The organism is Streptomyces sp. NBC_01314, from assembly GCF_041435215.1.
Lineage (GTDB): Bacteria > Actinomycetota > Actinomycetes > Streptomycetales > Streptomycetaceae > Streptomyces.
In genome coordinates this window covers 8,172,444-8,191,389 of the sequence record NZ_CP108394.1, presented here as the reverse complement: position 1 = coordinate 8,191,389, position 18,946 = coordinate 8,172,444, and the positions used below count along the sequence as shown (strand labels likewise).

Annotated in this window: 16 protein-coding genes; 9 read left to right on the top strand and 7 right to left on the bottom strand. The window is 71.1% G+C overall.

Annotated elements, in window-relative coordinates; genetic code table 11:
• Positions 1 to 77: 77 nt before the first annotated feature.
• Positions 78 to 941, top strand: coding sequence for a phosphatase PAP2 family protein (locus OG622_RS35995; RefSeq protein ID WP_371580800.1), 864 nt, complete (start codon positions 78 to 80; stop codon positions 939 to 941).
• Here the strand turns inward: OG622_RS35995 and OG622_RS35990 are convergent.
• Positions 931 to 1,863: a LysR family transcriptional regulator gene (locus tag OG622_RS35990; protein WP_371580799.1), complete on the bottom strand. Its 933-nt coding sequence runs from the start codon at positions 1,861 to 1,863 to the stop codon at positions 931 to 933. The two genes, OG622_RS35995 and OG622_RS35990, sit on opposite strands and share 11 nt — an antisense overlap.
• Positions 1,864 to 1,945: 82 nt before the next feature.
• On the opposite strand from OG622_RS35990, the gene OG622_RS35985 reads away from it, so the two are divergent.
• Positions 1,946 to 2,887, top strand: a complete 942-nt coding sequence (locus OG622_RS35985) for a DMT family transporter (RefSeq protein ID WP_371584329.1) — start codon at positions 1,946 to 1,948, stop codon at positions 2,885 to 2,887.
• Positions 2,888 to 2,914: 27 nt separating this feature from the next.
• Here the strand turns inward: OG622_RS35985 and OG622_RS35980 are convergent, their stop codons facing one another.
• Entirely contained in the window at positions 2,915 to 5,962 is a 3,048-nt protein-coding gene (locus OG622_RS35980; RefSeq protein ID WP_371580798.1) for a bifunctional [glutamine synthetase] adenylyltransferase/[glutamine synthetase]-adenylyl-L-tyrosine phosphorylase, read from the bottom strand.
• A gap of 253 nt (positions 5,963 to 6,215) precedes the next feature.
• Between OG622_RS35980 and OG622_RS35975 the strand changes: the two genes are divergently transcribed.
• From OG622_RS35975 to OG622_RS35965, 3 genes are all read left to right on the top strand, one after another.
• Positions 6,216 to 6,647: a hypothetical protein gene (locus OG622_RS35975; protein WP_371580797.1), complete on the top strand. Its 432-nt coding sequence runs from the start codon at positions 6,216 to 6,218 to the stop codon at positions 6,645 to 6,647.
• 102 nt (positions 6,648 to 6,749) lie between these two features.
• The gene (locus OG622_RS35970; RefSeq protein WP_371580796.1) at positions 6,750 to 7,265 is read left to right on the top strand and encodes a pyridoxamine 5'-phosphate oxidase family protein; all 516 of its coding nucleotides are present in this window, start codon (positions 6,750 to 6,752) and stop codon (positions 7,263 to 7,265) included.
• Positions 7,266 to 7,346: 81 nt separating this feature from the next.
• A complete protein-coding gene (locus tag OG622_RS35965; RefSeq protein ID WP_371580795.1) occupies positions 7,347 to 7,799 on the top strand; it encodes a VOC family protein in 453 nt (150 codons plus the stop codon).
• A 44-nt stretch (positions 7,800 to 7,843) separates the two neighbouring features.
• Here the strand turns inward: OG622_RS35965 and OG622_RS35960 are convergent, their stop codons facing one another.
• The gene (locus OG622_RS35960; RefSeq protein ID WP_371580794.1) at positions 7,844 to 8,341 is read right to left on the bottom strand and encodes a hypothetical protein; all 498 of its coding nucleotides are present in this window, start codon (positions 8,339 to 8,341) and stop codon (positions 7,844 to 7,846) included.
• Between the two features lie 121 nt (positions 8,342 to 8,462).
• On the bottom strand, positions 8,463 to 9,824 hold the full coding sequence (locus OG622_RS35955; RefSeq protein ID WP_005478482.1) for a glutamine synthetase family protein: 1,362 nt from the start codon (positions 9,822 to 9,824) through the stop codon (positions 8,463 to 8,465).
• A 405-nt stretch (positions 9,825 to 10,229) separates the two neighbouring features.
• Between OG622_RS35955 and OG622_RS35950 the strand changes: the two genes are divergently transcribed.
• The 4 genes from OG622_RS35950 to OG622_RS35935 all read left to right on the top strand — a co-directional run bounded on the left by OG622_RS35950 (position 10,230) and on the right by OG622_RS35935 (position 15,532).
• Positions 10,230 to 10,889 (top strand): DUF3105 domain-containing protein, encoded by a 660-nt coding sequence (locus OG622_RS35950; protein ID WP_371580793.1) that lies wholly within the window; start codon positions 10,230 to 10,232, stop codon positions 10,887 to 10,889.
• A gap of 27 nt (positions 10,890 to 10,916) precedes the next feature.
• Entirely contained in the window at positions 10,917 to 11,537 is a 621-nt protein-coding gene (locus tag OG622_RS35945; RefSeq protein WP_371580792.1) for a DUF305 domain-containing protein, read from the top strand.
• Positions 11,538 to 11,764: 227 nt separating this feature from the next.
• Positions 11,765 to 13,693, top strand: a complete 1,929-nt coding sequence (locus OG622_RS35940; RefSeq protein ID WP_371580791.1) for a protease pro-enzyme activation domain-containing protein — start codon at positions 11,765 to 11,767, stop codon at positions 13,691 to 13,693.
• Between the two features lie 84 nt (positions 13,694 to 13,777).
• Positions 13,778 to 15,532 carry an NAD+ synthase gene (locus OG622_RS35935; protein ID WP_371580790.1) on the top strand — a complete coding sequence of 585 codons (1,755 nt, stop codon included), beginning with the start codon at positions 13,778 to 13,780 and terminating at the stop codon, positions 15,530 to 15,532.
• Between the two features lie 110 nt (positions 15,533 to 15,642).
• Here the strand turns inward: OG622_RS35935 and OG622_RS35930 are convergent, their stop codons facing one another.
• From OG622_RS35930 to OG622_RS35920, 3 genes are all read right to left on the bottom strand, one after another.
• Complete coding sequence (locus OG622_RS35930; RefSeq protein ID WP_371580789.1) at positions 15,643 to 16,866, bottom strand: MFS transporter; 1,224 nt, start codon at positions 16,864 to 16,866, stop codon at positions 15,643 to 15,645.
• Between the two features lie 150 nt (positions 16,867 to 17,016).
• Positions 17,017 to 18,066, bottom strand: coding sequence for an endonuclease/exonuclease/phosphatase family protein (locus OG622_RS35925; RefSeq protein ID WP_371580788.1), 1,050 nt, complete (start codon positions 18,064 to 18,066; stop codon positions 17,017 to 17,019).
• 184 nt (positions 18,067 to 18,250) lie between these two features.
• Positions 18,251 to 18,886 (bottom strand): TetR/AcrR family transcriptional regulator, encoded by a 636-nt coding sequence (locus tag OG622_RS35920; protein WP_371580787.1) that lies wholly within the window; start codon positions 18,884 to 18,886, stop codon positions 18,251 to 18,253.
• Between the last annotated feature and the right edge of the window lie 60 nt (positions 18,887 to 18,946).

The window sequence follows — 18,946 nt, the reverse complement described above, 5'->3', positions numbered from 1 at the left end:
ACCCCGACGGACGTGCGTGATGAACCCGACCAGAGGATGATCGGTGAGGTGCGGCTTTTCTGGCAGACTCTGTGCCCATGGGTGACTCAACCGTGACGACGCTGGAGGAAGGCCGGGAGCAGGCCGCCCCGCGGTCCGTCACGGGCACGCCGGGGCAGGGGTCTCTGCACCGGCTGAGGGCTCCGCGTCGCCCTCGTCTCTGGTTCGAGATCCTGCTGATCGCGGTGAGTTACTGGACGTACTCCCTGATCCGCAACGCGGTCCCCGAGCAGAAGACGCAGGCGCTGAGCAACGCCGACTGGATCTGGAAGGTGGAACACCACCTCGGGATCGCGGTCGAGGAGACGATCAACCACTCCGTGAACTCGGTGACATGGCTGATCGTCGGCATGAACTACTACTACGCGACCCTGCACTTCATCGTCACGCTCGGTGTCCTTGTGTGGATCTACCGTAGTCATCCGGGTCGCTACGCGGCGACACGTCTGGTGCTCTTCGCCACCACCGCGGTGGCACTGGTCGGCTACTTCTTCTACCCGCTGGCCCCACCCCGCCTGATGGCCAACGAGAGCTTCATCGACACGGTCGTCGTGCACCAGACCTGGGGCTCGATGGCCTCCGGCGACCTGAAGAACATGTCGAACCAGTACGCGGCGATGCCGTCGATGCACATCGGCTGGTCCCTGTGGTGCGGGTTGACGATCTTCGCGCTGGCGTCGGTGCCGTGGGTGCGTGTGCTGGGCCTCCTCTACCCGACGCTGACGCTGGTCGTGATCGTCGCCACCGCCAACCACTTCTGGCTGGACGCGGTGGGCGGCATGATCTGCCTCGCCTTCGGGTTCACGGTGGCCCGGGTCTGGTACGGGGCGTTGCCGTACGCGCTGCCGCGCCAGGTGGCGGGGAGGGCCGTGGAGCCGGAGCTGGAGCCGGTCAAGGCGTAGTGCCGGGGGCGGGTGCCGCCTGTCGCGGGCCCGAGGCCCTGACGGCGTCCCGCAGCGCCCGTACGAAGGTTCTCAGGGCGGGCTGCGGCGGAGCCGTCTCGCGTACGGCCACGTGGATGGAGCGCTGGGGTTCCGGGTCGGCGAGGCGGCGTACGACGACGTCCGGGTGGGGGCTGCCGAGGCCGAGCCGGGGGATGAGGCCGACGCCCAGTCCGGCGGCGACGAAGCCCTGCGCGGTCGCGTAGTCCTCGCTCTCGACGACGAACCGGGGCCTGAATCCGGCCGCGGCACACGCGTCCAGCTCGGCGTCCAGGCAGGGCCCCGGCGACTCGCTGCCGACCCACGGCTCGTCGGCGAGGTCGGACAGTTCGAGGGCGGGCCGGTCGGCGAGGGGGTGCGCGGTGGGCAGGACGGCGAAGTAGGTGTCGTCGAGCAGGTGCAGCAGCCGTACGCCCTCGGGGGCGGACCCGCGCGGCAGTACGACGAGCGCGAGGTCGGCCCGGCCTTCCCTGACGGCCGGGAGCGGGTCGTCGGGGTCGATGAGCTTCAGCTCGACCTGAACGCCGGGGTGCTCGGCGCGCAGCCGGGCGACGGCGGGGGCCACCAGGGAGGCACCCACCGTGGCGAAGTAGCGCACGGCGAGGTGTCCCGTGCGCCCCGCCCGCAGATCGGCCAGCGCGGTCTCCGCCTCGGCGACCTGGCGGCCGATCGTGCCGGCGTACTCGGTGAGCAGCAGCCCGGCCTGCGTGGGCCGCACCCCGCGCCCGACCCGCTCCAGCAGCGCGGTCCCGGCCTCCTTCTCCAGCGCGGCGATCTGCTGGCTGACCGCCGAGGGGGTGTAGCCGAGGGAGGTCGCGGCGGCCGTCACCGAGCCGCTGGTCACCACGGTCCTGAGCACCTGCATACGCCGCACATCGAGCATGTAGCTCAGCTTAAAGGTATGTGCACCATCTTTCGCTTGTCCTTATGGGTCAAGGCGCCCGATCGTTGAGCCCATGCCTCCCATGCCTCTCGCGTCCACACTCCGTATGGCCGTGCTCGCCCTGCTCTGGGGCTCCGGCTTCCTCTGGATCAAGCTCGCCCTCAACCACGGTCTGTCCCCGCTCCAGATCACGGTCACGCGGTGCGCGCTGGGTGCCGGGGTGCTGCTGGCGCCGGCCCTCGCCGCACGTCAGCGGCTGCCGCGCGACCGGCGGGTCTGGGGCCATCTGCTGGTGGCGGCCTTCTTCTGCAACGCCCTGCCGTTCGCGCTCTTCAGCATCGGCGAGCAGACCGTCGACTCGGGCACGGCGGGCGTCCTCAACGCGACCACACCGCTGTGGGCCCTGCTCCTCGGCCTCCTCCTCGGCACCGACCGCCCCCTCTCCCCCGCCCGCCTCACCGGCCTGCTCCTCGGCTTCGCCGGAGTCCTGCTGATCTTCGCGCCCTGGCAGCGGACGGGGCTGATGACCGGCGGCGCGCTCGCCCTGCTCGGGGCGGCCGTCAGCTACGCGGTGGCCTTCGCGTACATGGGCCGCCATCTGACGGGCCGCGGCGCGCCCCTCGCGGTCTCCGCCGCGCAGCTCCTCACGGCGACGGGGTGGACGGCGCTCGCGCTGCCCGCCGGGAACCCGGGCACAGCCGGGGTGGATGCGACCGCCCTTGTCGCGGTCACCGTCCTGGGGATCTTCGGCACCGGGGTGACCTTCTACCTCAACTACCGTCTGATCGAGGACGAGGGCGCGACGAGCGCGGCGACGGTCGGCTATCTGCTGCCGGTCGTGTCGGTCGCGCTGGGGGCGCTGTTCCTCGACGAGCGGGTGGGGCCCCGGGTGATCGTGGGAATGGTCGTGGTGCTGGCGGGGGTGGCGCTGACCCGGCAGCGCGGGGGGTCGGCGGGCCGGACCCCGGTACGGCCCCGTCCGGCCGCCGCTCCGGTGGCCGATCGGCCGGTGGTGCGGTCGTGAAGCCGGTGCGACCCTCCCGCCGAGGCGTCACCCCCCGTAGAACAACTCGTCCACCACGCCCCGGGCCCGCCGTGTGATCCGGCGATAGTCGTCGAGCATGTCGCCGACGTGCCCGGGGCCGTACCCCAAGTACCGGCCCACGGCGGCGAGTTCGCGACCGTCGGACGGGAACGTGTCGCCTGCCCGGCCCCGTACGAGCATCACGGCGTTGCGTACGCGGGTGGCCAGCACCCAGGCCTCGTCCAGTATGGCCGCGTCCTCGGCGCTCACCAGGTCGGCCGCGTGAGCCGCGGCCAGGGCCGCGCGGGTGCGGGTCGTGCGCAGGCCCGACACGCCGTGGCCGTGCCGGAGTTGGAAGAGCTGGACGGTCCATTCGACGTCGGACAGGCCGCCGCGGCCGAGTTTGGTGTGGAGGGTCGGGTCGGCGCCGCGCGGCATCCGCTCCGACTCCATACGAGCCTTCAGGCGCCGGATCTCGCGTACGGCGTCGTCACCGAGTCCGTCCGCCGGGTAACGCAGTGGATCGATGAGCTCGATGAAGCGGCGGCCCAACTCCTCGTCGCCTGCGACGGGTTCGGCGCGCAGCAGCGCCTGCGACTCCCAACCCAGCGACCAGCGGCGGTAGTAGGCCTCGTACGACTTCAACGTCCTCGCCACAGGACCCGACTTGCCCTCGGGGCGGAGGTCCGCGTCGATGAGGAGGGGCGGGTCGGCGCTCGGGAGCTGGAGCAGGCGCCGCATCTCGGCGACGACCGCGTTCGCGGCGCGGGCCGCCTCCTGCTCGTCGACACCCTCCCTCGGCTCGTGGACGAACAGGACGTCGGCGTCGGAGCCGTAGCCCAGTTCGTGGCCGCCGAAGCGGCCCATGCCGATGACGGCGAAGAGGGTGGGGAGGGTGTCGCCCCAGCGGTCGCGGACCACGGCACGGAGGGTGCCCGCGAGGGTCGCGGCCGTGAGGTCGGAGACCGCGCCGCCGACGAGGTCGACGAGGGCGCCCTGGTCGGATGGGGGTCCCCCCGTTCGAGCGAAGTCGAGAATGGGGGAGGCCGGGGACGCCTCGGTGCCGTAGGAACCCACGATGTCCATGGCGGCCGTACGGAAGAGTTCCCGGCGGCGGACGCCACGCACGGCCGTGACGGCCTGTTGGGCGCCGTCTGCGCGGCCGACGGCGGAGAGGATCTCCTGTTCCAGATGGGCGCGTACGCGGGGTTCGAGCCCGCCGACGCCACCGGCTACGCCGTCCCCGTCGCCGAGGAGGGAGACGGCCTCGGGGGCGCGCATGAGGAGGTCGGGGGCGAGGCGGCCGGCGGAGAGCACGCGTGCCAGGTTCTCCGCGGCGGCCCCCTCGTCGCGCAACAGCCGCAGATACCAGGGGGTTCTGCCGAGGGCGTCCGAGACCTTGCGGAAGTTGAGGAGCCCGGCGTCCGGGTTGGCCGAGTCCGCGAACCAGCCCAGCAGGACCGGCAGCAGCGTGCGTTGGATGGCGGCCTTGCGGGAGACGCCGGAGGCCAGGGCCTCCAGGTGGCGGAGGGCGGCGGCCGGGTCGGCGTAGCCGAGGGCGACCAGGCGTTCGCTGGCCGCGTCGGCGCTCAGCCTGGTCTCGCCGGGGGCGAGTTGGGCGACGGCGTCGAGGAGCGGACGGTAGAAGAGCTTCTCGTGCAGTCGGCGTACGACGGCCGCGTGGCGTCGCCACTCGCGGTTCAGCTCGGCGACCGGATCGGTGCGCAGGCCGAGCGAACGGCCGATGCGCCGCAGGTCGTTGTCGTCCTCGGGGACGAGGTGGGTGCGGCGCAGGCGGTAGAGCTGGATGCGGTGTTCCATGGACCGCAGGAAGCGGTACGCGGCGTCGAACTGGGCCGCGTCCGCCCGTCCCACGTACCCGCCGGCGGCGAGCGCGCCCAGCGCGTCGAGCGTGGTTCCGCTGCGCAGCGAGGTGTCGCCGCGCCCGTGTACGAGCTGCAGCATCTGCACGGCGAACTCGACGTCCCGCAACCCGCCGGGACCGAGCTTGAGTTGACGGTCGACCTCGGCGGCCGGGATGGTCTCGACGACCCGGCGGCGCATGCGCTGCACGTCGGCGACGAAGTTGTCCCGCTCGGCCGCCTTCCAGACCAGCGGTTCGAGCGCGGCGACGTACTCCTCGCCCAGTTCGAGGTCCCCCGCGACCGGCCGGGCCTTCAGCAGCGCCTGGAACTCCCAGGTCTTCGCCCATCGTTGGTAGTACGCGAGATGACTGCTGAGTGTGCGGACGAGCGGGCCGTTGCGCCCCTCCGGCCGCAGGTTGGCGTCGACGGGCCAGATGCTGCCCTCGACGGTCGTCTCGGAGCAGATCCGCATCATGTGCGAGGCGAGGCGGGTGGCCGCCCGGATCGCCTTCTGCTCGTCGGCCCCGTCCGCCGTCTCCCCCACGAAGATGACGTCGACGTCGGAGACGTAGTTGAGCTCATGACCGCCGCACTTGCCCATCGCGATCACCGCGAGCCGGCACAGCGCCGCGTCCTCCGGCGCGGCGGCGCGGGCGATCGCGAGGGCGGCGCGCAGCGTGGCGGTGGCGAGGTCGGCGAGTTCGGCGGCGGTCTGGGCGAGGTCCGTCGTACCGCAGACGTCACGGGCGGCGATGGAGAGCAGACAGCGGCGGTAGGCGACCCGCAGCGAGACCGGGTCGGTGGCCTCCGCGAGCCCCTGCTCGAACTCCTCGACGCCCGGATGCAGGTCCTGCGCCTCGTACGTCACGAGCGCCTGCCAGTCCTGCGCGTGCCGGGCCAGATGGTCGCCGAGCGCGGCGGACGCGCCGAGCACCCCCAACAGCCGGTCCCGCAGCGGCTTCGCCGCTATCAGCGTGTCCAGCACCGCCCGCCGCGCCGTACGGTCCGGCTGCGCCTCCAGCAGCCGTACGAGACCCAGCAGCGCGAGGTTCGGGTCGGCGGTCGCCCCCAGCGCGTCCAGCAGCACCGGGTCGTTCCGTACGGCCGACAGTTCCTCGCTCTCCAGCAGCCGCTCGGCGGCGCTCGGATCGGTGAAACCGTGCCGCAGCAGTCGCGAGAACGTGCTGCTCCTGCGCCCCGGCGCCGTCATCCAGGCCTCCCGTCGGATCAAGCCCGCTCGTCCGCTCACCCGATCGCCCGACTCCGTCGATCAAGGTCGTACGGGCTTGAGCCTAACCGGAGAGCCTGGGAGAAGCGCCGGTCGGCGGGGTGCGGGTTCGGTGGCGCCGAGAGGTTCCACGGAGCCCTGGCCGGGGCGGCCCACCGGTGCCGCTGTCCCGGCGGGCCGCTCAGTCCGGTGTTCACGGCCCGTCTTTCGCCATGTCCACGGCTACTCTGCCGAGGTGGGTGACGAAGAGGACAGCGGGAACGGCTCGATACGGCGTCGTTCGTGGGGGACGGTTCTGTCGTCGGAGCCGGTGGTGACCACCGCCCTGCTGGAACTCGCCGGTCTCGCCGTCTACGGAGTCGTCACGCTGGTGGGGTGGCTGTTCGGGTCGGCGCCCAACCCCCATCTCGCCGCGTTCACCGCGACCATCGCCGCGGCCGGGCCCGCGATCGAGCTGTACCGCGAGGGGCGCCCGCCGCGCCGGCTCGCCGTCGTCGCCGCCCTGCTGGCGCTGGCGGCGTTGAGCCTGCTCGGGGCCGCGGCGACGAACTGGGCCCTGCCCCCAGCGGCCGACCCGGGCATCGGTCTCCTTGTCGGCTGTCTCTTCGCGATGCCCGCCGGTGTGGCTGTGCTGGCCCGGTTCATCGGCGGGGAGGATCCCGCATGACATCGAGGTGCGGAGCACGCCGGCGAACTGTGGGATGAGTTTCGGCGCTCTGTGGAGTCTGCCCTTTGACGACAGGCACCCGGTGACAGGAAGAGACACCTCATGTCCGACACCAGCACACCGCAGACCCGGCTCGACCCCCGCTACAGCGACCCGGACGCCGCCGCGATCCCCTGGCCGGAGGCCGAGGCGCGACTGTCCGGCGCCGGGCTGTTCTGGATCTCGACGGTGCGGCCGGACGGGCGGCCGCATGTGACGCCGTTGCCCGGCGTGTGGTCTCAGGGGGCGCTGCACTTCTGTACGGGGCCGGAGGAGCGGAAGGCGAGGAACCTCGCGGAGAACCCGCACGTCGTGCTGACGACCGGCACGAACACCTGGGACGAGGGCTACGACCTGGTGGTGGAGGGAGAGGCCGTACGTGTGAGCGATGACGGTCGGTTGCGGGAACTGGCCGTCGCGTGGGAGGCGAAGTACGGCAGTTTCTGGCACTTCGAGGTGCGCGACGGGTGTTTTCAGCACGGTGCGGGGCGGGCTTTCGTCTTCTCGGTGGCGCCCGCCACCGTTTTCGGCTTCGGTAAGGGGGAGCCGTTCAGCCAGACGCGGTGGCGGTTCGGCTGAGGCGAAGGCTCGCGCAACAGCACGAAAGCCACGAAAGATGTGGACAGGCACTCCCGTCAACGGCGACCTGGAGGACCAGGGATGCAGTACACGCTCGAAGTGATTCCGCTGCCCGTGAGCGACATCGACCGGGCCCGGGACTTCTACCGGGACAAGGTCGGTTTCCATGTCGACGTCGACCAGGAGGTCATGCCGGGCATGCGGATCGTCCAGCTGACTCCCCCGGGGTCCGGCTGTTCCATCGCTCTCGGCGACGCCATCTGGGACATGGCCCGGGGCCCGAAACCGGCCCCCGGCGCGTACCAGGGCCTCCAGCTCTGCGTCGCCGACATCAAGGCCGCCCACGCCGAACTCCTCGAACGCGGCCTCGACGTGTCCGAACCCGTCCAGTACGCCCCCGACGACGGCGCCACCTTCATGTACTTCAAGGACCCCGACGGCAACGGCTGGGCGGTCCAGGAGTACCGCCGCAGGGTCACGGAGCCACTGCACCGGGTGCTGGCGGACCTGGCGGACCTGGCGGAGCAGCCGTAACACCAGGAGCAGCGGTAACACCAGGGGAGAGCGGCGGTCGCGCGTCAGACGGTCCCGGTCGCGGCGTACCGGCAGCCTTCGAGGCGGCGGTACCACCAGACCCGGGGCCGCCACTGCCGCCGGGCGTCGGTGAACGGGTCCGGCAGGGTGCGTTCCAGATAGCGGAGGTCGAGCGACGCGACCATGCGGCCCAGTTCGGCGCGGGGCCGTGGGGGCAGGTGGCGCAGGACCGTGCCGAGCATGTCGCGGACGTGCCTGATGTCCCTGAGGGCGCAGGCACGGCACCCGCAGTCGTCCAGGAACGGATAGCGCGGCCGGCGTCCCGGCGCCCCCACGAAGGCTCGGTAGCGCCGCAGGGCGTAGGCGGTCATGCCGGGGAAGACGTCGTAGTCGGTCGAGAGCGCCTCACAGCGGTGTACGGCGGCGCTGGTACGGGCCGACAGTCCGTGGATACGGGTCAGCGGTGGGCTGTCCCGGCTCAGGGGCCGGTCTGCTCGGAGCCGCTGGGCGGCGCGCAGCGCGCCGGGCCGATTACGCGGCATCGGCCTTTCGTAGGTGTGCGTTCAGAGGCATGGCGATCATCATGCCGGTTCCCGCCGGCACGCGGAAGGGGAGCCCAGCGACCTGGACTCCCCTTTCGCCGTGCACGGCTTCCGCCCGGCGCTACAGCACCGGCAGGTTCTTCCGCAGCTCGAAGGCCGTCACCTCGGAGCGGTACTCCTCCCACTCCTGGCGCTTGTTGCGCAAGAAGAAGTCGAAGACGTGTTCGCCCAGCGTCTCCGCCACCAGGTCGCTGCGCTCCATGAGGGACAGGGCCTCGCCCAGGTTCTGCGGGAGGGGCTCGATGCCCATCGCGCGGCGTTCCGCGTCCGAGAGGGCCCAGACGTCGTCCTCGGCTCCCGGCGGGAGCTCGTAACCCTCCTCGATGCCCTTGAGGCCGGCGGCCAGGAGCATCGCGTACGCCAGGTAGGGGTTCGCGCCGGAGTCCAGGGAGCGGACCTCCACCCTCGCCGAGCCCGTCTTGCCGGGCTTGTACATGGGGACGCGGACCAGGGCGGAGCGGTTGTTGTGGCCCCAGCAGATGTACGAGGGGGCCTCGCCGCCGGCGCCGGCGGTGCGCTCGGAGCCGCCCCAGATGCGCTTGTAGGAGTTGACCCACTGGTTCGTCACGGCGGCGATCTCGGCCGCGTGCTTCAGCAGGCCCGCGATGAAGGAGCGGCCGACCTTGGAGAGCTGGTACTCCGCGCCCGACTCGTAGAACGCGTTCCGGTCGCCCTCGAAGAGCGAAAGGTGCGTGTGCATGCCGCTGCCGGGGTGCTCGCTGAACGGCTTCGGCATGAACGTCGCCTGGACGCCCTGCTCCAGCGCCACCTGCTTCATGACCAGGCGGAACGTCATGATGTTGTCCGCCGTGGAGAGTGCGTCGGCGTAGCGCAGGTCGATCTCCTGCTGGCCCGGCGCGCCCTCGTGGTGCGAGAACTCGACCGAGATGCCCATGGACTCCAGCATGGTGATCGCCTGGCGGCGGAAGTCCATGCCGACGTTCTGGGGGGTGTGGTCGAAGTACCCGGAGTTGTCGGCCGGGGTCGGGCGGGAGCCGTCCGTCGGCTTGTCCTTCAGGAGGAAGAACTCGATCTCGGGGTGCGTGTAGAAGGTGAAGCCCAGGTCGGAGGTCTTGGCGAGGGCCCGCTTCAGCACATACCTCGGGTCCGCGAAGGACGGGGAGCCGTCCGGCATGAGGATGTCGCAGAACATCCGAGCGGTGCCGGGGGCCTCCGCACGCCACGGCAGGACCTGGAAGGTCGACGGGTCCGGCTTGGCGATCATGTCGGACTCGTACACCCGGGCGAAGCCCTCGATGGCCGAGCCGTCGAAGCCGATGCCCTCGTCAAACGCCTGTTCCAGCTCGGCGGGGGCCACGGCGACGGACTTCAGGAAGCCCAGCACGTCCGTGAACCACAGGCGTACGAAACGGATGTCGCGCTCCTCCAACGTACGGAGCACGAACTCCTGCTGCTTGTCCATCTTCCGCTTCCACCCATTCCTTGCTGGTCAGGCCGCCTTGCTCCCGAGCCGCGGGAGGCGGTCGGGCACCTGAGCATCCCACCACAACACCATTTCATGCGCGTTGCGCACCTTGATCGGCAAACCGACCTCCAGTCGAACGCCCGGCATACGGCGGGTGTACCTCCCGAGGTGTACCTCCCGCTGTGGGGGTGTACCGCTCGCTCCGCCGCTCAACCGCTCTACCGCCCATCTTGCCTGCTCGCGCCGACATCCGTAACGCCCGTGTCGTTCCGTGGGCGGGCCGGGGTGCCGAGGGGGCAGCATGGGAGGCGGGATCCCTCGTTTACGAGAGGGAGCGGATCAACTTACGATCAGCTGATCCGACCGTCCCATCCGACCCATCCCCCACTAAGGACACCACCCATGGCCGCCAAGACCAACAGCAGCGGGGACCGCAAGGCGCGCATCGAGGCGATGCGCCGTGCCGAGCGCTCCCATGAGCGCCGGACCCGGATCCTCACGATCGGCGCCAGCGTGCTGATAGTCACCGGCCTCGTCGTGGGCGGGACGGTCCTGATCCGCTCGCAGTCCGACGACAGCAGCAGCACCGCGAGCGACTCCAAGGCCACGGGCAAGTGGAAGACCGGGTCGGACGGCGTCAAGACCTGGAGCACCAAGCTCACGCAGAACCACGTCACCAAGACCGTGAAGTACCCGATGGAGCCCCCGGTGGGCGGTGACCACAACCCGGTCTGGCAGAACTGCAACGGCGACGTCTACGACAAGGCGATCAAGAACGAGAACGCCGTGCACTCCCTGGAGCACGGCGCGGTCTGGGTCTCGTACAACGGCAAGGCCTCCGAGGCCGACGTGAAGGCGCTCGCGGAGAAGGTCAAGAAGACCCCGTACACGCTGATGAGCCCGGTCGAGGACCAGAAGGACCCCATCATGCTCAGCGCGTGGGGTCACCAGCGCACGGTGACGAGTGCGAAGGACCCGAACGTCGACAAGTTCTTCGAGGCGTACGTCCAGGGTGAGCAGACTCCCGAGCCGGGTGCCGCCTGCACCAACGGCCTCTCCTAGCGGCAGCGGCCTGGCACAGTGGGAAACATGAAGCACATCGGTTGGATCGCCTCCGGGGCCGCGGCGGTGCTCGTCGCGGCCGGGGCGATCACTTACGCGGTCGCCGACGGCGACGAGTCCGGGCTGAAGGCCCCCGCCGCCGACTCCGCCGACGCGGGGTTCGCCCGGGACATGGCCGTCCATCACCAGCAGGCCGTCGAGATGTCGTACATCGTGCGCGACCGGACGGACGACGAGGAGGTCCGGCGGCTCGCGTACGACATCGCGCAGACGCAGGCCAACCAGCGCGGCATGATGATCGGCTGGCTCGATCTGTGGGGCCTGCCGAAGGTGTCGTCGCAGGAGCCGATGGCCTGGATGGGCATGGGCGGGATGGCCTCCGGCGAGGACGGTTCGCTGATGCCGGGCATGGCCACCAATGCCGAGATGGAGAAGCTCGGCAAGCTCAACGGCAAGCAGGCCGAGATCTTCTTCCTGCAGTTGATGACCGACCATCACAAGGGCGGCGTCCACATGGCGGAGGGCTGTGTCTCCAAGTGCGCGGTCGGCGTGGAGAAGAAGCTCGCGCAGGGCATGGTCAACGCCCAGGAGTCCGAGATCTCGTTGATGACGGGCATGCTCAAGGACCGGGGAGCCGCGCCGAGGTAGCCCTCGGGTCGAGGTGACCGGTCATCCCCGAAGCCCCAGGGACGTATGCCGCAATTCCCTTGCGCACACGGTTCCTTGGGGCTTCCGTACGCTTCCATACGTTCGCTTGGGGGGTTCTTGGCCCAGCCCTGCCCGCCACCATTCCCTGGCATGAACGGTTCATCGCGAGAGTGACCACCGTTGGGTGATCCACTCGCGACGAACCGCATTCCAGGGGGTTCCTTCCCATGAGATCCAAGAGGTCCACAGGGGCCGTGCTGCTCGCCGGCGCGCTGGCGCTGGGCACACCCGTGGCCCATGCCTCGACCGACCCGGGCCGGGACACACTGCTGGGGACCAGACCGGCGTGGGCGACGGCCGGGGCCGACGCGGGTGCCGCCGCCGACGGCTCCCGGGTGTCCGCCCGTGTCTATCTGGCCGGCCGGGACGCGGCCGGACTGGCGGCGTACGCCAAGGCCGTGTCCGACCCGTCGTCGACGTCGTACGGGAAGTTCCTGAGCGCCGCGCGGACGCGGGCGCGCTTCGGGGCGACCGCGGCGCAGGTGGCGGCGGTGCGGACATGGCTCAAGGACGCCGGGCTCACCGTCACCGGCACGAACCGGCACTACATCTCGGTGACGGGTGAAGTGACCGACGCCGAGCGGGCGTTCGGCACGCAGCTGCACAACTACCGCAAGGACGGCCACACGTACCGCGCCCCGGCGAAGACGGCCTCCGCGCCCGCCGGTCTGAACGGGGCCGTGCTGACCGTCACCGGCCTGGACACCGCCCCGCACGTGGCCACCCACGACGACCAGCTTCCCCCGCCGGACACGGTGTTCCGCAACGCGGGGCCCTTCTCCTCCTCCTACGGCTCGAAGACCGCGAGCACCCTGCCCGACGCCTACGGCACGAAGATCCCGTACGCGGTGCGGGGATACACGGGCGGACAGCTGCGGGCGGCGTACGGGGCCGGGAGCCGTACGGGCAAGGGGGTGCGGGTCGCGATCACGGACGCGTACGCCTCGCCGACGATCGCGTCGGACGCGGCCACGTACGCCGGGAAGCACGGTGACGCGGCCTACCGGGGCGGGCAGTTGCGGCAGGTGCTGCCGAAGAAGTACACGGCGACCAAGGAGTGCTCCGCGTCCGGCTGGTACGGCGAGGAGACCCTCGACGTGGAGGCCGTGCACGCGGTCGCGCCCGCCTCCGACATCGTGTACGTCGGAGCCGCGTCCTGCCACGACGACGACCTGATCGACTCGCTCGGGAAGATCGTCGACGGGCGTCTCGCCGACATCGTCTCCAACTCCTGGGGCGACATCGAGGCCAACCAGACCCCGGACCTCGCCGCCGCCTACGACCAGGTGTTCCAGCTGGGCGCGGTCGAGGGCATCGGCTTCTACTTCTCCTCCGGGGACAACGGCGACGAGGTCGCGAACACGGGGACCAAGCAGGTGGACACGCCGGCGAACTCGGCGTGGGTGACGGCGGTCGGCGGTACGTCGCTGGCGGTCGGCAAGGGCGACTCGTATCTGTGGGAGACCGGCTGGGGCACGCTGAAGGCCACGCTGTCCGACGACGGCGAGAGCTGGACGGGCTTCCCCGGCGCCTTCACGTCCGGCGCGGGCGGCGGGACCAGCCGGACCGTGCCGCAGCCCTTCTACCAGCGGGGTCTCGTGCCGACGGCGCTCGCGACGGCGAACGGGGGCGCGCCGATGCGTACGGTGCCGGACATCTCGGCGATCGCCGACCCGAACACCGGGTTCCTGGTCGGGCAGACGCAGACCCTGCCCGAGGGCGGGCAGGCGTACGGCGAGTACCGGATCGGCGGCACCTCGCTCGCCGCGCCGGTCGTCGCAGGCGTCCAGGCACTGGCCCAGGAGGCGCACGGCGGCCGTCCGCTGGGCTTCGCCAACCCGGCGATCTACGCCCGGTACGCCTCGCCGTCGTACGGCGCCAGGGTCTTCCACGATGTCACCGACGATCCGACGGGCGGCCCCGGGCTCGCGGTGGCCCGTGTCGACTTCGTCAACGGCTACGACACGGCCGACGGGCTCGCCACCTCCGTACGCACCCTGGGCGCCGACAGCTCGCTGCACGCCGTGCGCGGGTACGACGACGTGACCGGGGTGGGATCGCCCGCCCCGGGTTATGTGGAGTCGTACCGCCGGTAGAGATCACGGGAGGATCTGTGGGGCGCCGCAAACGTGGGGCGCCCCACACCCCATTGCGTCGCATTGACGATTACACTGGGCGCCGTGCCTCAACTTCGTCTCGCTTTGAATCAGATCGACTCGACGGTCGGCGACATCGCCGGGAACGCCGAGGCGGTGGTCCGCTGGACCCGGCACTCCGCCGAGCAGGGAGCGCATCTGGTGGCGTTCCCCGAGATGGTGCTGACCGGGTATCCCGTCGAGGACCTGGCGCTGCGCCAGTCCTTCGTGGAGGCCTCCCGCTCCGCGCTGAAGGCGCTCGCCGCGCGGCTCACCGAGGAGGGTTTCGGGGAGTTGCCGGTGGTCCTCGGTTACCTCGACCGTTCCGAGTCCGCCTCGCCGAGGTTCGGCCAGCCGGCGGGCGCCCCGCGCAACGCCGGGGCGGTGCTGTACCGGGGCGAGGTGGCGCTCACCTACGCCAAGCACCACCTCCCCAACTACGGCGTGTTCGACGAGTTCCGCTACTTCGTGCCCGGCGACACCATGCCCGTCGTACGGCTGCACGGCGTCGACATCGCCCTCGCCATCTGCGAGGACCTCTGGCAGGACGGCGGCCGTGTCCCGGCGGCCCGGTCCGCCGGCGCCGGACTGCTGCTCTCCGTCAACGCCTCGCCGTACGAGCGCGACAAGGACGACACCCGCCTCGAACTGGTCCGCAAGCGCGCCCAGGAGGCCGGCTGCACGACCGCGTACCTGGCGATGATCGGCGGGCAGGACGAGCTGGTCTTCGACGGCGACTCGATCGTCGTCGACAAGAACGGCGAAGTCGTCGCGCGGGCGCCGCAGTTCGCGGAGGGGTGCGTCGTCCTCGATCTGGACCTCCCCAGGGCCGCCGCCGACCCCGTGACGGGTGTCGTCGACGACGGGCTGCGCATCGACCGCCTCGTCATCTCCGAGGAGCCGCTGCCCGCGTACGAGCCGGAGCTGGCCGGCGGATACGCGGAGCGTCTCGACGACGACGAGGAGGTGTACTCGGCGCTGGTGGTCGGACTGCGGGCGTACGCCGCGAAGAACGGCTTCCGGTCCGTCCTGATCGGTCTGTCCGGCGGTATCGACTCGGCGCTGGTCGCGGCGCTCGCGTGCGACGCGCTGGGCGCGCAGAACGTGTACGGCGTGTCCATGCCGTCGAAGTACTCGTCGGACCACTCCGAGGGCGACGCGGCGGAGCTGGCGCGCCGGACGGGCCTCAACTTCCGTACGGTGCCGATCGCGCCGATGTTCGACGCGTACATGGCTTCGACCGAGCTGACGGGCCTGGCCGAGGAGAACCTCCAGTCGCGCCTGCGCGGCACGCTCCTCATGGCGATCTCCAACCAGGAGGGCCACATCGTCCTCGCGCCCGGCAACAAGTCGGAGCTGGCGGTGGGGTACTCGACGCTGTACGGCGACTCGGTGGGCGCGTACGGCCCCATCAAGGACGTGTACAAGACGTCGATCTTCCGCCTCGCCGAGTGGCGCAACCGGGCGGCGGCGGAGCGCGGCCAGACCCCGCCGATCCCGGAGAACTCCATCTCCAAGCCGCCGAGCGCGGAACTCCGTCCCGGGCAGGTCGACACCGACTCCCTGCCGGACTATCCCGTCCTGGACGCGATCCTGGAGCTCTACGTCGACCGCGACCAGGGCGCCGACGCGATCGTCGCCGCCGGGTTCGACCGCGAGCTGGTCGTCAAGACGCTCCGCATGGTCGACACGGCCGAGTACAAGCGGCGGCAGTACCCGCCGGGGACGAAGATCTCGCCGAAGGGGTTCGGGAAGGACCGGCGGCTGCCGATCACGAACCGGTGGCGCGAGCAGGCGTAGGTGCCGGGTTCTTTCGCCCCCGCCGCCCCTACCCGTCCCTCCCCCTCAGCTCAGGGGCTGTGCCCCTTCGCCCCCTCCGGCGCCTTATGGCTCGGAGGGGGTCGCCCGCTTCAGACGCGAACCGTCTCCGACTCCCCCGGCACGTGGGACGCCACCACACGCCCGCGCTGCGGCGTGGTGACGGGCGCCCGGCGGGTGTCGACCGCGTAAGCCACGCCCGCGACCGCCAGGCCGATCACCGCGAGGCCCGCGCCCACGGTCGCCGGGGCCGTCGCGCCGAGGCCGGCCGTCAGGGCGAGGCCGCCGATCCAGGCGCCGCCGGCGTTCGCGAGGTTGAAGGCGGCCTGGTTGGCGGAGGAGGCGAGGGAGGGGGCGGTGGCGGCCTTCTCCATGACCATCAGCTGGAGGGGCGAGCCGGTGGCGAAGGCGGCGACGCCGAGGAGCAGGACGGCCAGGGCGGCGCTCCACTGGGCGGACATCAGGACCGGGAACAGGGCCAGGACGAGGATCAGTGACGCCAGGCCGCCGAACAGCGTGCCTCGCAGGGAGCGGTCCGCGAGGCGGCCGCCGGCCAGGTTGCCGATGGTCGCCCCCACGCCGAACAGCGCGAGCAGCAGGGTCACGCTGGTCCCGGCGTACCCGGCGGAGTCCGTGAGCATCGGCGTGATGTAGCTGTAGGCGGAGAAGAGGGCCCCGAAGCCGGCGACGGTCGTGCCGAGGGCGAGCCAGACGGGGAGCGAGCGCAGGGCACCCAGTTCGCCGCGCAGGCCGGCCGTCGGGGCGGCCGCGCGGTCGTGCGGGAGCAGCAGCGCCAGGGAGGCGATGGCCGCCAGGCCGATCGCGCTCACGCCGAGGAAGGTGATCCGCCAGCCGAAGTCCTGGCCCACGAGGGTCGCGGCCGGTACGCCGGCGACGTTGGCGATCGTCAGGCCCAGGAACATCAGCGAGACCGAGCGGGCCTTGCGCTCGGGTGCCACGAGGGTGGTGGCGACTACGGCGCCCACGCCGAAGAAGGCGCCGTGCGGCAGACCGCTGAGGAAGCGGGCGGCGAGCAGCCAGTGCTCGTCGGGGGCGAGGGCGGAGAGCGCGTTTCCGACGACGAAGAGGACCATCAGCCCGATCAGGACCTTGCGGCGGGGCAGCCGGGCCGTGACCGCGGCGAGCAGCGGGGCGCCGATGACGACACCCAGCGCGTACGCCGAGACGAGGTGGCCGGCGGCGGGGATCGAGATGCCGAGGTCGGCCGCGACCTCGGGAAGGAGGCCCATGATGACGAACTCGGTCGTGCCGATTCCGAAGGCGCCTACGGCGAGAGCGAGCAGGGCCAAGGGCATGGCGGAGAGACCTTTCAATGACAGCGGGAGGGCAGGAGGAGGGCAGGAGGAGGGGAATCGGATTCGGGTTCCCATCGTAAGTTCACCGACGGAACAAACTCGAACCCGGACCCTGTCCCCTCCGCGCCCCCGACCGTCCCACCAGCGCCGTCAGCTCCCGGACGTGTCGATCGTCACCCGCGCCGCCACCGGCAGATGGTCGCTGCCCGTCTCCGGAAGGGTCCAGGAGGCCGTGGGTTCCATGCCCCGGACCATGATCTGGTCGATACGGGCCATCGGGAACGACGCGGGCCAGCTGAAGCCGAAGCCGCTGCCCGCCGCGCCCTGGGTGGAGCGCATCTGGGCGGTGACGGCGTTCAGGGCGCGGTCGTTCATGGTGCCGTTGAGGTCGCCGAGGAGGGCGACCTGCTGGATCGGCTCGTCGGCGATGGCCTCGCCGAGTGCGTTGGCGCTCTTGTCGCGCTGGCGCGCGGTGAACCCGGCCTCCAGCTTGACCCGTACCGAGGGCAGATGGGCGACGTACACGGCGACCGGCCCGTCCGGCGTCGCCACCGTCGAACGCATCGCGCGCTCCCAGCCGAGCTTGATGTCGACGGCCTTGGTGTCACTCATTCGGTACTTGCTCCACAGCCCGACGGTGCCGACGACCTCGTGGTACGGGTACGTCGCCGCCAGCGCCTTCTCGTACACCGGCATCGCGTTCTCGGTCAGTTCCTCCAGCGCCACCACGTCCGCGCCGGAGCCGGCGACCTCGTCGGCCGTGCCGGACGGGTCGGCGTTGTCCGCGTTCACGTTGTGGGTGACGACGGTGAAGTCACCGCCGCTGCCCGTCTTACTGGTGACCAGCCCGCCGAAGAGGTTCAGCCAGACGACCGTGGGCACCAGGAGCGCGATGAGCGCGGTCGCCGATCTACGGACCAGCGCGAGGATGAGCAGCAGCGGGATCGCGATGCCCAGCCAGGGCAGGAACGTCTCGGTCAGGCTGCCGAGGTTGCCGACGGCGTTCGGGACCTGGGCGTGCAGCACCATCAACAGCGCGACGAGGCCCGCGAGAACGGCGAGGACGATGCCGCGCCGCCAGATCCGCCGATCCTCTCTCCAGCCGCCGAAGAGGCGGCTCAGCAGGCGCCGAAGCCGGGATTGTTCGGGGCCCTGACCCGTGCCGCCGCCGCCCGTCTCCGTCATGTACGCCTGCGCCATACCGTCCTCACAACCTGCCGTGCACTTCGTCCCCCCGCGCCTAAAGACCCTAGGGGATGATCGCCGTCGATCCTGCCGCCACATGGCGGTCGTACGGGAACGAGGACGAACAACCCGCTGTTCGGAGTTCCGGACCGGCGGACAGGTCCTGACGTCTGTAACGAAACGCGCACATCAACGTGACTCACTTCGCAGGAGGACGAAGCCCTGCGAGCACCGTGTCGACGATGTTCTCCGCGAGTTCCTCGGGGAGGGGGGCGTCCGGGCGCATGACGGTACGGACGAGCATGGGGCCGAAGACCAGGTCTCCGACGAGGTCGAGGTCCACGTCGGCGCGGAGTTCGCCGTTGTCCCGGCCCCGGCGCAGGACATCGGCGAGGGCCCGGCGGCGGGGGGCGACGACGTCCGCGTGATAGGCGTTCCAGATCTTGGGGCTGCTCTTCATCTGGGCGATGACGTTGTGCAGGATCGCCGACGGCCGGTTGAGCAGCCCGCGTTGGCGTGCCGCCTCCAGGAAGACGACCAGGTCGTCGCGCATCGAGGTGCCGGGCAGTACGGGGTCCGGGGGTTCCGCGGCGCGCAGTACGTCGACGAAGAGCGCCTCCTTGCCGCTCCAGCGGCGGTAGATGGTCGCCTTGCCGACGCCGGCTGTGCGGGCCACCCGTTCGATCGACAACTCCGAGAGCGGCACGCCCTCTTCGAGGAGTCTCATCACGCTCTCGACGATGGCCCGCTCCACGGCCTCGCTGCGGGGCCGCCCGCGTCCGGGGCTCCCGTCCCGGACCCGCCCGTCTCCGGCGTGGCTCTCGGCGAGGCTCAAGGTCGACTCCGTCTCTGTGGTTCTCCGGGGCCGGCGCTGTCGTGCTCCGGTGTCCGGGGT

Bases quoted from the DNA above. Each gene is read 5' to 3' on its own strand.
- OG622_RS35995 (WP_371580800.1), top strand. From the start codon at position 78: ATGGGTGACTCAACCGTGACGACGCTGGAGGAAGGCCGGGAGCAGGCC.
- OG622_RS35990 (WP_371580799.1), bottom strand. From the start codon at position 1,863: ATGCTCGATGTGCGGCGTATGCAGGTGCTCAGGACCGTGGTGACCAGC.
- OG622_RS35985 (WP_371584329.1), top strand. From the start codon at position 1,946: ATGCCTCTCGCGTCCACACTCCGTATGGCCGTGCTCGCCCTGCTCTGG.
- OG622_RS35980 (WP_371580798.1), bottom strand. From the start codon at position 5,962: ATGACGGCGCCGGGGCGCAGGAGCAGCACGTTCTCGCGACTGCTGCGG.
- OG622_RS35970 (WP_371580796.1), top strand. From the start codon at position 6,750: ATGTCCGACACCAGCACACCGCAGACCCGGCTCGACCCCCGCTACAGC.
- OG622_RS35965 (WP_371580795.1), top strand. From the start codon at position 7,347: ATGCAGTACACGCTCGAAGTGATTCCGCTGCCCGTGAGCGACATCGAC.
- OG622_RS35960 (WP_371580794.1), bottom strand. From the start codon at position 8,341: ATGCCGCGTAATCGGCCCGGCGCGCTGCGCGCCGCCCAGCGGCTCCGA.
- OG622_RS35955 (WP_005478482.1), bottom strand. From the start codon at position 9,824: ATGGACAAGCAGCAGGAGTTCGTGCTCCGTACGTTGGAGGAGCGCGAC.
- OG622_RS35950 (WP_371580793.1), top strand. From the start codon at position 10,230: ATGGCCGCCAAGACCAACAGCAGCGGGGACCGCAAGGCGCGCATCGAG.
- OG622_RS35945 (WP_371580792.1), top strand. From the start codon at position 10,917: ATGAAGCACATCGGTTGGATCGCCTCCGGGGCCGCGGCGGTGCTCGTC.
- OG622_RS35940 (WP_371580791.1), top strand. From the start codon at position 11,765: ATGAGATCCAAGAGGTCCACAGGGGCCGTGCTGCTCGCCGGCGCGCTG.
- OG622_RS35930 (WP_371580789.1), bottom strand. From the start codon at position 16,866: ATGCCCTTGGCCCTGCTCGCTCTCGCCGTAGGCGCCTTCGGAATCGGC.
- OG622_RS35925 (WP_371580788.1), bottom strand. From the start codon at position 18,066: ATGGCGCAGGCGTACATGACGGAGACGGGCGGCGGCGGCACGGGTCAG.